This is a genomic window from Mesorhizobium sp. LjNodule214, from assembly GCF_964252735.1.
In the GTDB taxonomy this organism is placed as follows: domain Bacteria; phylum Pseudomonadota; class Alphaproteobacteria; order Rhizobiales; family Rhizobiaceae; genus Mesorhizobium.
Genome location: NZ_CAXUPE020000002.1, coordinates 1,567,003 through 1,579,032 on the forward strand (window position 1 = coordinate 1,567,003; position 12,030 = coordinate 1,579,032).

Here is a 12,030-nt window from a genome sequence, read left to right on the forward strand (position 1 = left end):
GTATGCAATCTTTTCCGAGATCGCGTTCACTTTGGCTCTCGTGCAGACCACCCGATTCAGGCTAGAAGGGTTTTGGGACCTTGCCGCCATGAACATAGCCGACCAGACATTCCCTGCTGTCGACGGTGCCAACGAGGATCGCGCCCAGGCGATCCGCGACCAGCTGCGTGACGCCATCGTCGACCGACGGCTGGCGCCCGGAACCAAACTGTCGGAGGGCGAGGTCGGCACGCTGTTCGACGTCAGCCGCACGGTTGCGCGCGCGGCACTCCAGATGCTTTCCTTCGAGGGCCTGGTGCGGACCGAGCGCAATCGCGGCGCCTTCGTCGCCAACCCGTCGCCGGAGGAAGCCCGTCAGGTCTTTGCCTCGCGCCGGCTCATCGAACCCGGCATCGCCATCGCCGCGGCCGGCCGCATGACATCGGCTCACGTCGCCGCCTTCAAGACCCAGCTCGAGGAAGAGGGCCGCTTCATTGCCGAACGCGGACCGACCGCAAGGCGATCGGAAATCAAGGCGTCGGGCGATTTCCATTTGCTGCTGGCATCGGTGGCCGGCAACGTCATCCTCCAGCGCTTCATGGAGGAACTGGTCGCGCGCTCCTCACTGGTGATCGCGCTCTACGGCCGCTCCGGCATTTCGAGCTGCGGCCACAACGAACATTTGCAGATCCTCGAAGCGCTGGAGACCGGCAATGCCGAACGCGCCAGTGCGCTGATGCTGCACCACATCGACCATATCGAGGCCGATCTGGACCTCCGTGTCAGAAGCGGCCCGGCGCTTAGGCAGGCGCTCGAGTTCTGATATCCCACCGCTGACCCGCAGCGTGCTGGTGGTCGCGCAAAGGCGCTCGCCGAAGCCAAAGGCAGGGGTTTCCAAACGGCTGCAAGAGTTAGCAAGAGGCTGCCTGGCCCGACCGCAATCAAATTGGACTTTTTGCCGGGTTTTCGGCGCTGGACACAGACGGTTAAGGCTGAAAATGTGATGTGTGTTTCACGGTTCGGGGGGCTGAATCGGAGCACTTGGAGGATGGCGCTGAAAGCCGAAGATATTGCCGGCCATCCGGCGTTGCACCGCGCCGTTCAGGCACAGTCGCGGGCGTTGATAGAGATCTTTGAAACGAGCCCGCGGCTCGCCGCCGTCTTCGCCACCCAGCAGCGCTGGCTGATGGGCCATGTCGGCCTTGCGCTGCATTTCAGGCGCGATCCGCGCGACCGCCATACCGCGCTGACGACGGCGCGTTTCCTCGAGGCCATACGCCGGGATTCGGTCGCCAGCCGCAACACCGCCGAAGCCTTCCTCAAGGAGATGCTGCACTACAAGATCGCCGAGTACCTTTCGACGAGCGAGGACGGGCGGGCTCATCCCATGCAGCCGACGGCGGCCACTGTGCAGACATTCACCGGCTGGGTCCTTGCCCATCTGCAAACCCTGGACAGCCTCGACGGCGGCAGCCGCTTGTCCACCTTCCTCGAGCACCCCGAACAGCTCGCCAAATTGCAGCCGCTGGTGGCCGACGGCCTTTTGGCTTCGGTACCGGTGCGCGAGCCCAAGCAGACCTTTTCCCTGTTCATCTGGCTCAACAATGGCGGCATCGTCATGGACTGGCTGATGTCCGGCATCGATCCCGAGAATGCCGGGCTCGACCAGATACCGACCAGCGTGGTGTCGATCGGCGAGTTCGCCAAATGGCTGAAGCTGTCGCGCACCCACCTCGCCCGCAAACTGCACGACGCCGAGGAACTCGGCAGCATCGGCTGGGCCGGCCAGCGCGGACATTCGCTGATGTGGGTCTCGAAGGGATTCTACCAGGAATACATGGCTGTCCAGGCGGCCAAGCTGGCCATCGTCGATGCCGCCTTCGAAGCTTGTTTTCCGCCAGCGGGCGATGGCTGAGCGCCAACGCGCAGCGGCTTTCCCGCGCACACCTGATCATGTCTTCGGCATCGCCGGTCCGCAGTCTGGCGGTCGCCGGCTGAAACTGCTATCGCCGTCTGGTCGTTGCGGGACGTGAGCGGGATCTGGGGGGATGGCGCTGAACGCTGAAAAGATTTCCGGTCATCCGGCATTGCACCGCTGTGTCCGGGCGCAGGCGCTGGCATTGCTCCTGGCCTATGAGGCGAAACCACGCCTTGCCTCCGTCTTTGCCAGCCAGCAGCGCTGGCTGATGGCACATATCGGGCTCGCTTTGCACTTCAGGCGCGATCCGCGCGACTACCGCAAGGAGCTGACGACCGCCCGTTTCATCGACGTGATCCGCCAGCATGAGGTGGCCAGCCGCAACACTGCTGACGCCTTCGTCAAGGAGATGCTGCACTACAATTTCATCCAGCTTGTGCCGGCGAGCGAGGATGGGCGCATTCTGCCCCTGCAACCAACACAGCTCACTTTGGAGACGGTTGCGGGCTGGGTGCTTGCCCATCTGCAGACGCTGGATAGCCTCGACGACGGGGCTCGGTTGACCCGGTTCCTTGAGCAGCCCGCAATGCTGGCCAGATTGCAGCCGCTGGTGGCGGACGGCCTGCTTTCATCCAAATCGGTGCGCGAACCCAGGCAGACCTTTTCGCTGTTCACCTGGCTCAACAATGGCGGCGTCGTCATGGACTGGCTGATCTCGGGCGTCGACCCCGATCACGCCGGCCTGGACCATATCCCGACCGGCGTCGTTTCGATCGGCGACTTCGCCAGATGGCTGAAGCTGTCGCGCACGCATCTCGGGCGCAAATTGCGCGACGCCGAGGAACTCGGCAGCGTCGGCTGGCTCGGCCAGCGCGGCAATTCGGTGATGTGGGTGTCGAACGACTTCTACCGCGAATACATGACCGCCCAGGCCGTCAAGCTCGCCATCATCGATGCTGCCTTCGAGGCGTGCTTTCCCGCATTAGTGGACGGCTGATCGCCTCAGAGCCCGCCGGACCGCGTCTTCAGGATCGCCGAGAAGCGCGGGTCGAAGGCGCGGCTGATCGGCTCGGCGGCTGCGCCCAGCGCGATCGACCACGGATCGGTGATGCCGAGCTGCAGGCGCGGCAATGACCGTCCGGGCCGATCGGCGATCGACGGCAGCAGCGGCTGCATCGCCTCCAGCAGGCGGCGTGCCAGCGTCTCGGGCGCACCGCTGGTCAGGATCACGGTCTGCGGATCGAAGATCGTTTCGATGAGATGCACGCTCCAGCGCAAATCATGCGCCGCCCCCTTGATCCAGTTCATGACCTTCGGATCCTCTGCCAGCGCCAGCGCGTCCATCCGCTCATAGAGATGCGCGTCGGCGGCATCCAGTCCGAGATGCTGGTAGAGCGAGGCGAGCGAGGCGCGATGTTCGAGCGGCGTCGAGCCCGGGCCGGCCGGCGACAGCAGCGCCCTGCCGATCTCGCCGGCATTGCCGTTGCCGCCGGTGTAGAGTTCGCCATTCAGGATCAGACCTGCGGCGATACCGTAGCCGACATAGAGGCAGACCGCGTGGTCGACCCCATGCGCGGCGCCGACGATGCGCTCCGCCGTCGCGCAGGCAGCGGCGTCGTTCTGCAACCCGACGTTCAATCCGGTGCCTGCCGCCAGCGTTTCCAGCAGCGGGAACTTCTGCCAGGCTGGCATCATCCATTTGTCATCGGAATTCTTCAGCCCGAACGGGCCGGGCATGGCGACGCCGAGGCCGACCAGCCGGCTTTCGGACTGGCTGGAAATGCCGGCAAGTTCACGCCGAACGCCATCGATGAGACCGAGGATGACCTTGACGCCTTCCGACGGTTCGTCGAGCGGCAGGTTCGCCTCGGCCCGCGTCAGCACGCTGCCGACCAGATCGACGACGACCGCTCGAGTCAGGTGCCGGTCGATCTGCAGCCCGATGGCGAAGGCGCCCTCCGGGACCAGCCTGTAGGGGGTCGAGGGCTGCCCCCTGCCCTTGCGCACCGTATCGAGGGCGACGACCAGCCCGTCGCGCTCGAGATCCTCGATGATGTTCGAAACCGCCTGTTTGGTCAGCTGCGTCGCCCGCGCCAGGTCGGCTCTGGACAGCGCGCCGTTGAGCCGCAGCGCCTCGATCATGACGCGGCGGTTATGCGCGCTGGTGCCTTCCTGGTTGGTGCCGCTTTTGGCGCGGATCGAGCTGTTTTCGTTCACCGGCGTTTCCCTCTTGACACCATTAAAGGATTGATCGACTAATTAAGTCAAGCGGATTGACTTAATAGCGAAGCCGAGCGCTCCAATAAGAAGACGGCCAAGGCTCCATGCCTATCGCCTCCGATCGCTCGAGCAAGCCCAGGTCACCGCGACATCAATTCGGGAAGGCGACGCAACGCCGACTCGCCAACGCCGGAAATGGGAGATGACAAATGCTGAAATCGATCGGTAAGACGCTTCTGGGCGCGGTCTTCGTCGGAGGATTGCTAGTTCCCCACGCTTTCGCCGAAACAACGCTGAACGCGCTTTTCATGGCGCAGGCCGCCTACAGCGAGGCCGACGTCCGTGCCATGACGGATGCCTTCGCCAAAGCCAACCCGGACATCAAGGTCAATCTCGAATTCGTTCCCTATGAGGGTCTGCACGACAAGACGGTGCTCGCGCAGGGCTCGGGCGGCGGCTACGACGTCGTGCTGTTCGACGTCATCTGGCCGGCCGAATATGCCACCAACAAGGTGCTGGTCGACGTCTCGTCGAAGATCACCGAAGACATGAAGAAGGGCGTGCTGCCGGGCGCCTGGACCACCGTCGAGTATGACGGCAAATACTATGGCATGCCCTGGATCCTCGACACCAAGTACCTGTTCTACAACAAGGAAATCCTGGAGAAGGCCGGCATCAAGAGCCCGCCCAAGACCTGGGACGAGCTGAGCGAACAGGCCAAGATCATCAAGGACAAGGGCCTGCTGGCGACGCCGATCGCCTGGAGCTGGTCGCAGGCCGAAGCCGTGATCTGCGACTACGCCATGCTGGTCAGCGCCTATGGCGGCGATTTCCTCAAGGACGGCAAGCCGGACTTCCAGAATGGCGGCGGGCTCGACGCGCTGAAATACATGGTCGCCAGCTACAAGTCGGGCGTCACCAATCCGAATTCCAAGGAATTCCTCGAAGAGGACGTCCGCAAGGTGTTCGAGAACGGCGACGCCGCCTTCGCGCTCAACTGGACCTACATGTACAACATGGCCAACAATCCGAAGGACAGCAAGGTCGCGGGCAAGGTCGGCGTCGTGCCGGCGCCGGGCATTGCCGGCAAGAGCGAGGTCTCGGCCGTCAACGGCTCGATGGGTCTTGGCGTCACCGCGGTCTCCAAGCATCCGGACGAAGCCTGGAAGTACATCGAGTTCATGACCTCGCAGGCGACGCAGAACCAGTACGCCAAGCTCAGCTTGCCGATCTGGGCGTCGTCCTACGATGACCCGGCCGTCACCAAGGGCCAAGAAGAACTGATCGCCACGGCGAAGGTCGGGCTTGCCGCCATGTATCCGCGCCCGACGACGCCGAAATACCAGGAGATGTCGACCGCCCTGCAGCAGGCGATCCAGGAAGCGCTGCTCGGATCGGCTTCGCCTGAAGATGCCTTGAAGACGGCTGCGGAAAACAGCGGCCTCTGAGCCATCATTCCTTGAATCGCGGGCGGCTTTTGGCCGCCCGTGTTATTCAGAGCCTGCATTTTCTGAGAACAAGAAGAGGCGCCTCCTATGTCAGGCACCTGGATGACGACCCGTGCGTGGCTGCTGATGCTGCCGCTTCTCGTGGTCATGGTCGCTGTCATCGGCTGGCCGCTCGTCGACACGGTCGGGCTTTCCTTCACCGACGCCAAGCTGGTCGGCACGGCGGGCAATTTCGTCGGCATCGACAACTACACCAAGATGCTGTCCAGCTCGAACTTTTCGCGCACGCTGGTCACCACGACCTGGTTTGCAGTCGCGTCCGTCGCCATAGAAATGGTGATCGGCGTTCTGGCAGCACTTTTGCTGAACCAGGAATTTCGCGGCCGCACCTTCTTGCGGGCGCTGATGATCCTGCCCTGGGCGCTGCCGACCGTAGTCAACGCCACGCTCTGGCGGCTGATCTACAATCCCGAATATGGCGCGCTGAACGCAGCGCTGACGCAGTTGCACCTCATCGATGCCTATCGCTCCTGGCTCGGCGAACCGGGTACGGCACTGGCGGCGCTGATCATCGCCGATTGCTGGAAAAACTTTCCGCTGGTCGCCCTGATCGCGCTCGCCGCCCTGCAGGCCGTGCCGCGCGACATCACCGCCGCTTCGCTGGTCGACGGCGCCGGGCCGCTCGCGCGCTTCCGCTTCGTCATCCTGCCATACCTCGCCGGACCGCTGATGGTGGCGCTGGTGCTGCGCACCATCGAGGCCTTCAAGGTCTTCGACATCATCTGGGTGATGACGCGCGGCGGCCCGGCCAACAGCACGCGCACGCTGTCGATCCTCGTCTACCAGGAGGCCTTCTCCTTCCAGCGCGCCGGTTCCGGCGCTTCGCTGGCGCTGATCGTCACCTTGCTCGTCACCGTGCTGGCGCTCGCCTATGCCGCACTGGTGAAGAAGACCGCCGGGAGTGCCACCTGATGGAACGCAAGAGCCCCGCCTTCACCGCCTTCATCTACGTCTGCGCGGTCTTGCTCGCCGTCGTCATCGTCGCTCCGATTGCCTGGCTGTTCGTCATGAGCATTTCGCCGGCCGCCGACCTCGCCGCCAAGCCTTTGCGCTGGTGGCCGCAGGGCGCCGACTTCTCCCGCTACCAGCAATTGCTGTCGACGGCCGAAAACAGCGCCGGAGCCGCCTTCACCGCATCGCTGCGCAACAGCCTAGAAATCGCCGGCATGGCGACGCTTGCCGCACTGCTGCTCGCTATCCCCGCCGGCTGGGCGGTCTCGCGCACACCGTCGATCGGCTGGTCGCTGTCGATGGTGATCGCCACCTACATGCTGCCGCCGGTGGCGCTCGCCGTGCCGCTTTACATGGGCCTTTCCTATCTCGGCCTGCTCAACAATGTCTTCGGCCTGGCGGTGGTCTACCTGACCATATTGGCACCCTTCACCACCTGGCTGATGAAATCGGGTTTCGACGCCATACCGCGCGAGATCGAGGCGGCGGCGATGATCGACGGCGCCGGCCTGTTCCAGACGCTGCGCATCATCACACTGCCGCTGGCGGCACCCGTGGTGGCGACGTCGGCGCTGTTTGCGGTGCTGCTTGCCTGGGACGAGTTCTTCTACGCCTTGCTGTTCACCTCGGACCAACGCGCCAAGACGCTGACTGTCGCCATCGCCGATCTCGCCGGCGGCCGCGTCTCCGACTACGGGCTGATCGCCACCGCCGGCGTGCTCGCCGCCCTGCCGCCTGTGCTGATCGGCCTGGTCATGCAGCGCGCACTGATTTCCGGCCTCACCAGCGGCGGCGTGAAAGGATGATGATGACTGCAGGAAAACCCCGCCCGACTGGCCTTCTCGCGATCGACCGCGAAATGGCGCGCCAGCATGCGGACGCCATCGCCTCGTTCAGGCAGAACGCGACTATCGCGGCAAAGGTCGCAGCCGCGATGCGGCAGAGCGGCCGTTTGCTCCTGCTCGGCATGGGCGGCTCGCATGCGGTCGGGCGCGCCGTCGAACCGCTCTACCGGGCGCACGGCATCGACGCCCTCGCTCTGCCGCTCTCCGAGCAGTTGGGACAGCCGCTGCCGCTTGCCGGCAGGACCGTGCTCGTCACCTCGCAGTCCGGCGAAAGCGCCGAAGTCGTCAGATGGTTCGCGGAATCCAGCAGGGCGTCCAATACCTTCGGCCTGACGCTGGAGAACGCATCTTTCCTTGCCCGGACCGTGCCCTGCCTGGTCGGTGCCGGCGGCACTGAACTCGCCTTCGCCGCGACCCGCAGCCTGACCGTCAGCTTCGCTTTGCATCTGGCCATCCTCTCGGCTCTCGGCGACGATCCCGCCGCCGCACTGGCAGCGCTGGAAGCTCCTGAAGACGCCGACATCGACAACGCGCTTGCCGCCTTGAGCGGTGCAACGACCATCGTCACCTCCGGCCGTCGCCTGCAGGGCCTTGCCGAGGCGCTGGCGCTTGGCCTCGCCGAACTGTCGCGGCTGCCGTGTTTTTCCCTCGAAGGCGGCCAGCTTCGCCATGGGCCGATGGAGATGCTTGGCCAGCGCACCGGAATCATCCTGTTTCGCGGCGACGACCCGACGGCGGAGCTGGTGACCGCCATGGCCATCTCCGTGGTCGAGGCCGGCGCGCCGCTCGTCATCTTCGATTCCTCCGGACAGGCGCCGGTCGCTGGAGCCGTGACGCTCGCCTTCAAGCCGGCTTCGGGGCTTGCGGCGATCCTGGCCATGCTGCCGGTGGCGCAGCGCCTGATGATCGCCTTCGCCGACGCCCGCGTCGACAATGCCGGCACGCCGGTCCGCTCCACCAAGATCACCAGGAGCGAATGAATGCGGCCGCTTGCAGTGATCGGCAACGTCAATGTCGACCTGATCGTCGGGCCGGTCGCACCGTGGCCCAAAGCGGGGACCGAGACCGTCGTCGACCATGACGAGTTGCGTGTCGGCGGACAGGCAGGAAACACGGCACTCGCCTGGCAGGCGCTGGACGTCGACTTCGACATCGCCGCCAATGTCGGCGACGACCAGTTCGGCCGCTGGCTGCGTGAAGCCTTCGGCCACCGCGCCGAAAGATGGCCGGTGTGCCCCGAAGGCACGACACTGTCCGTCGGCATGACCCATCCTGACGGCGAGCGCACCTTCTTCACCACGCGCGGCCACTTGCCGCGCTTGGGCCTCGCCGACGTCATCTCCGGTCTCGACGGCAAGCGGCTGTCCGGCGGTTACGCACTGCTCTGCGGCTCCTTCCTGACCGACGATCTCACCCGCGACTATGACGCGTTCTTCGACTGGGCGGACAGGCATGGCATTGCCGTGGCGCTCGACACCGGCTGGCCGATGGATGGCTGGACGCCGGCGAACTGCGCAGCCGCACGCGCCTGGCTGTCGCGCTGCGAGCTGGCGCTGTTCAACGAGGTCGAGACGCTTACCCTTGCCGCATTGGAAGACCCCGTCGATGCCGCGCGCGAGATCAGGTTCGGCATGAAGAAAGGCGCTGTGGTCGTGGTCAAGCGCGGACCGCAAGGCGCCCTTGCCGTCGGGCCGGATGGCGCCCTCGTCGAAGCGCCGGCGCCCGACGTGAAGGTCGTCGATACGATCGGCGCCGGCGACGTCTTCAATGCCGCCTTCCTGGCGGCACAGGCACGGGATCAATCTCTGGCCGCGTGCCTCTCCTTCGCGACACAGGTGGCCTCCCGCGCCATCTCCACTTTGCCCCGCAACTATGGCGGAGCCCTGCAATTCGAGGACGCCAGCCATGAGCGCGCTTGAAATCCGCGACATCCGTAAGAACTATGGCGCCGTCGAGACGCTGAAAGGCATCGACATCGCGCTGGAAAGCGGCGAGTTCCTGGTGTTGCTCGGCTCGTCCGGCTGCGGGAAGTCGACGCTGCTCAACATCATCGCCGGCCTCGCCGAAGCGACCAGCGGCGAAGTGCTGATCGGCGGCCGCTCGGTGCTCGGCGTCCATCCCAAGAACCGCGACATCGCCATGGTCTTCCAGTCCTACGCGCTCTATCCGAACCTCACCGTTCACCGCAACATCGGTTTCGGGCTAGAGATGCGCAAGGTGCCTGTCGCCGAGCGCGACAAGGCGGTACGCGACGCGGCGAAACTGCTGCAGATCGAACCCCTGCTCGACCGCAAGCCCGGCCAGCTTTCCGGCGGCCAGCGCCAGCGCGTCGCCATCGGCAGGGCGCTGGTGCGCAAGCCGCAGGTTTTTCTCTTCGACGAGCCGCTCTCAAATCTCGACGCCAAGCTGCGCCTGGAAATGCGCACCGAGTTGAAGCGCCTGCACCAGATGCTGCAGACCACCGTCGTCTACGTCACCCACGACCAGATCGAGGCGATGACACTGGCAACACGCATCGCCGTCATGCGCGACGGCAGGATCGAGCAACTTGGCGCACCCGAGGACATCTACAACCAGCCGGCGACGCTCTACGTGGCGGGCTTCGTCGGCGCGCCGTCGATGAACATGCTGCAGGCAACCGTCGAGAATGGACAGTTGGCAATTACCGGCTCGGACGTGCGGTTGCCGCTGCCCGCCTGCTTCAGGAATTCGGCACCGAACGGCGCGCCGGTCGTTGTCGGCATCAGGCCCGAGGCGCTTCGCCTGGCGGCCGGAACAAGTCCAGAATTTTCGTTGCCGGTCGAGATCGAAGTGGTCGAACTCACCGGCCCGGAACTGGTCACCACCGCCCGCATCGGCAACCAACGGCTGACGGCTTGCCTGCCGCCACGCGCCCGCGTCGCCAAGGGCGAACCATGCGCCTTCACCTTCGACGAAGACGCGCTGCGCCTGTTCGATCCGGCGACCGGCAAAGCCTTCGAAATAGCCGTCTAAATGCAAAAACCGACAACGCCTCGGGGCGTTGTCGGTTCTTTGTTTGACAGTTCGACGGTCGCGGCGGCCGAAACGGATTCGAATACTCAGTCGATGTCGAAGGACACGCCCTGCGCCAGCGGCAGTGCCTTGGAATAGTTCACCGTGTTGGTGGCGCGGCGCATATAGGCCTTCCAGGCATCGGACCCGCTCTCGCGACCGCCGCCGGTCTCCTTCTCGCCGCCGAAGGCGCCGCCGATCTCGGCGCCCGACGTGCCGATGTTGACGTTGGCGATGCCGCAATCCGAACCGTCGACGCCGAGGAAGCGCTCGGACTCCTGCAGGTCGCGGGTAAAGATCGACGACGATAGTCCGGCGCCGACCGCATTGTGCTCGTCGAGCACGGTGTCGAAATCGGAATATTTCATCACATAGAGGATCGGCGCGAAGGTCTCTTCCGTCACCGGAGAGACCTGCCTGGGCATTTCGACCAGCGCCGGATGAACGTAATAGGCATCCGGGTGGCCGTTCTCGACGCGCGTGCCGCCGGTCACCTTGCCGCCATGTGCGGTAGCCTCCTTCAGCGCCTTCTGCATGTTGTCGAAGGCGGCCTTGTCGATCAGCGGGCCGACCAGCGACGAAGTCTCCAGCGGATTGCCGACCGAAACGCTCTGATAGGCCTTTTTCAGGCGCGGCAGCAGGGCGTCGTAGACGCTGTCATGCACGAACAGGCGCCGCAGCGTCGTGCAGCGCTGGCCGGCCGTGCCCATGGCGCCGAAGGCGATGGCGCGCAGCGCCATGTCGAGATCGGCCGTCGGGCAGACGATCCCGGCATTGTTGCCGCCGAGCTCCAGCACGGCGCGCGCGAAGCGCTTGGCCAGCCGCGGGCCGACATCGCGGCCCATGCGGGTCGAACCGGTGGCCGAAACCAGCGGCACCTTCGGATGGTCGACCAGGATCTCGCCGACGGCGCGGTCGCCGATCAGCACCGGCGCCAGCCCCTGCGGCGCATCCGCGCCGAACCGCTTGACCGCGCGCGCAAAAATCGCCTCGCAGGCGAGTGCGGTGAGCGGCGTCTTTTCCGACGGCTTCCACACCACGGCATCGCCGCAAACCAGGGCAAGGGCTGCGTTCCACGACCACACCGCTACCGGGAAGTTGAAGGCCGAAATGACGCCGACGACGCCGAGCGGATGCCAGGTCTCCATCATGCGATGGCCGGGGCGCTCGGTGGCGATGGTCAAGCCGTAGAGCTGGCGGGAAAGACCGACGGCGAAATCGCAGATGTCGATCATCTCCTGCACTTCGCCAAGGCCTTCGGACGGGATCTTGCCGACCTCGATCGACACCAGCCGGCCAAGCTCGGCCTTGTGCGCCCGCAACTCCTCGCCGAGCAGGCGCACCAGCTCGCCGCGCTTCGGCCCCGGCACCAGCCGCCAGGCCTGGAACGCCTTGTGCGCGGCCTCGATGGTCTTTGCCGCGTCGGCCGGTGAGATCGTCTTCAGCGCCGCGATCTGCTCGCCCGTCACCGGGCTGCGCACGATGAGGTCACCACCGACAAGCGCATCCTTGGCAACGCCCAGTTTCGCCAGCAGTTCGGCCGTTTCCTTCGCTATCGTCATTTTTGTCCCTTTCA

The 12,030-nt window shown here is 65.0% G+C and carries 11 protein-coding genes; 9 read left to right on the top strand and 2 right to left on the bottom strand.

What is annotated here, in order from left to right; genetic code table 11:
- Positions 1-88: 88 nt before the first annotated feature.
- From ACSQ3Z_RS21360 to ACSQ3Z_RS21370, 3 genes are all read left to right on the top strand, one after another.
- Positions 89-802 carry a GntR family transcriptional regulator gene (locus ACSQ3Z_RS21360; protein WP_436173256.1) on the top strand — a complete coding sequence of 238 codons (714 nt, stop codon included), beginning with the start codon at positions 89-91 and terminating at the stop codon, positions 800-802.
- A gap of 225 nt (positions 803-1,027) precedes the next feature.
- Entirely contained in the window at positions 1,028-1,894 is an 867-nt protein-coding gene (locus ACSQ3Z_RS21365) for a hypothetical protein (protein WP_436173257.1), read from the top strand.
- A gap of 133 nt (positions 1,895-2,027) precedes the next feature.
- Positions 2,028-2,894 (top strand): hypothetical protein, encoded by an 867-nt coding sequence (locus ACSQ3Z_RS21370; protein WP_436173258.1) that lies wholly within the window; start codon positions 2,028-2,030, stop codon positions 2,892-2,894.
- Positions 2,895-2,899: 5 nt separating this feature from the next.
- On the opposite strand, the gene ACSQ3Z_RS21375 is transcribed toward ACSQ3Z_RS21370, so the two are convergent.
- Entirely contained in the window at positions 2,900-4,114 is a 1,215-nt protein-coding gene (locus ACSQ3Z_RS21375; protein WP_436173259.1) for an ROK family protein, read from the bottom strand.
- A gap of 212 nt (positions 4,115-4,326) precedes the next feature.
- Here ACSQ3Z_RS21375 and ACSQ3Z_RS21380 point away from each other — a divergent pair, with 212 nt between their 5' ends.
- The 6 genes from ACSQ3Z_RS21380 to ACSQ3Z_RS21405 all read left to right on the top strand — a co-directional run bounded on the left by ACSQ3Z_RS21380 (position 4,327) and on the right by ACSQ3Z_RS21405 (position 10,415).
- The gene (locus ACSQ3Z_RS21380; protein ID WP_436173260.1) at positions 4,327-5,565 is read left to right on the top strand and encodes an extracellular solute-binding protein; all 1,239 of its coding nucleotides are present in this window, start codon (positions 4,327-4,329) and stop codon (positions 5,563-5,565) included.
- A gap of 87 nt (positions 5,566-5,652) precedes the next feature.
- Positions 5,653-6,537, top strand: coding sequence for a carbohydrate ABC transporter permease (locus ACSQ3Z_RS21385; protein ID WP_436173261.1), 885 nt, complete (start codon positions 5,653-5,655; stop codon positions 6,535-6,537).
- On the top strand, positions 6,537-7,382 hold the full coding sequence (locus ACSQ3Z_RS21390; RefSeq protein WP_436173262.1) for a carbohydrate ABC transporter permease: 846 nt from the start codon (positions 6,537-6,539) through the stop codon (positions 7,380-7,382). Before ACSQ3Z_RS21385 ends, ACSQ3Z_RS21390 begins: the two co-directional genes overlap by 1 nt.
- On the top strand, positions 7,379-8,401 hold the full coding sequence (locus ACSQ3Z_RS21395; protein WP_436173263.1) for an SIS domain-containing protein: 1,023 nt from the start codon (positions 7,379-7,381) through the stop codon (positions 8,399-8,401). The genes ACSQ3Z_RS21390 and ACSQ3Z_RS21395 overlap by 4 nt, the downstream gene beginning before the upstream one ends.
- Positions 8,402-9,340, top strand: a complete 939-nt coding sequence (locus ACSQ3Z_RS21400; RefSeq protein WP_436173264.1) for a PfkB family carbohydrate kinase — start codon at positions 8,402-8,404, stop codon at positions 9,338-9,340.
- Entirely contained in the window at positions 9,327-10,415 is a 1,089-nt protein-coding gene (locus ACSQ3Z_RS21405; protein ID WP_436173265.1) for an ABC transporter ATP-binding protein, read from the top strand. Before ACSQ3Z_RS21400 ends, ACSQ3Z_RS21405 begins: the two co-directional genes overlap by 14 nt.
- An 86-nt stretch (positions 10,416-10,501) precedes the next feature.
- On the opposite strand, the gene amaB is transcribed toward ACSQ3Z_RS21405, so the two are convergent.
- A complete protein-coding gene (amaB, locus tag ACSQ3Z_RS21410) occupies positions 10,502-12,016 on the bottom strand; it encodes an L-piperidine-6-carboxylate dehydrogenase (protein WP_436173266.1) in 1,515 nt (504 codons plus the stop codon).
- Positions 12,017-12,030: the final 14 nt, after the last annotated feature.

Bases quoted from the DNA above. Each gene is read 5' to 3' on its own strand.
- ACSQ3Z_RS21360 (WP_436173256.1), top strand. From the start codon at position 89: ATGAACATAGCCGACCAGACATTCCCTGCTGTCGACGGTGCCAACGAG.
- ACSQ3Z_RS21365 (WP_436173257.1), top strand. From the start codon at position 1,028: ATGGCGCTGAAAGCCGAAGATATTGCCGGCCATCCGGCGTTGCACCGC.
- ACSQ3Z_RS21370 (WP_436173258.1), top strand. From the start codon at position 2,028: ATGGCGCTGAACGCTGAAAAGATTTCCGGTCATCCGGCATTGCACCGC.
- ACSQ3Z_RS21380 (WP_436173260.1), top strand. From the start codon at position 4,327: ATGCTGAAATCGATCGGTAAGACGCTTCTGGGCGCGGTCTTCGTCGGA.
- ACSQ3Z_RS21385 (WP_436173261.1), top strand. From the start codon at position 5,653: ATGTCAGGCACCTGGATGACGACCCGTGCGTGGCTGCTGATGCTGCCG.
- ACSQ3Z_RS21390 (WP_436173262.1), top strand. From the start codon at position 6,537: ATGGAACGCAAGAGCCCCGCCTTCACCGCCTTCATCTACGTCTGCGCG.
- ACSQ3Z_RS21395 (WP_436173263.1), top strand. From the start codon at position 7,379: ATGATGATGACTGCAGGAAAACCCCGCCCGACTGGCCTTCTCGCGATC.
- ACSQ3Z_RS21400 (WP_436173264.1), top strand. From the start codon at position 8,402: ATGCGGCCGCTTGCAGTGATCGGCAACGTCAATGTCGACCTGATCGTC.
- ACSQ3Z_RS21405 (WP_436173265.1), top strand. From the start codon at position 9,327: ATGAGCGCGCTTGAAATCCGCGACATCCGTAAGAACTATGGCGCCGTC.
- amaB (WP_436173266.1), bottom strand. From the start codon at position 12,016: ATGACGATAGCGAAGGAAACGGCCGAACTGCTGGCGAAACTGGGCGTT.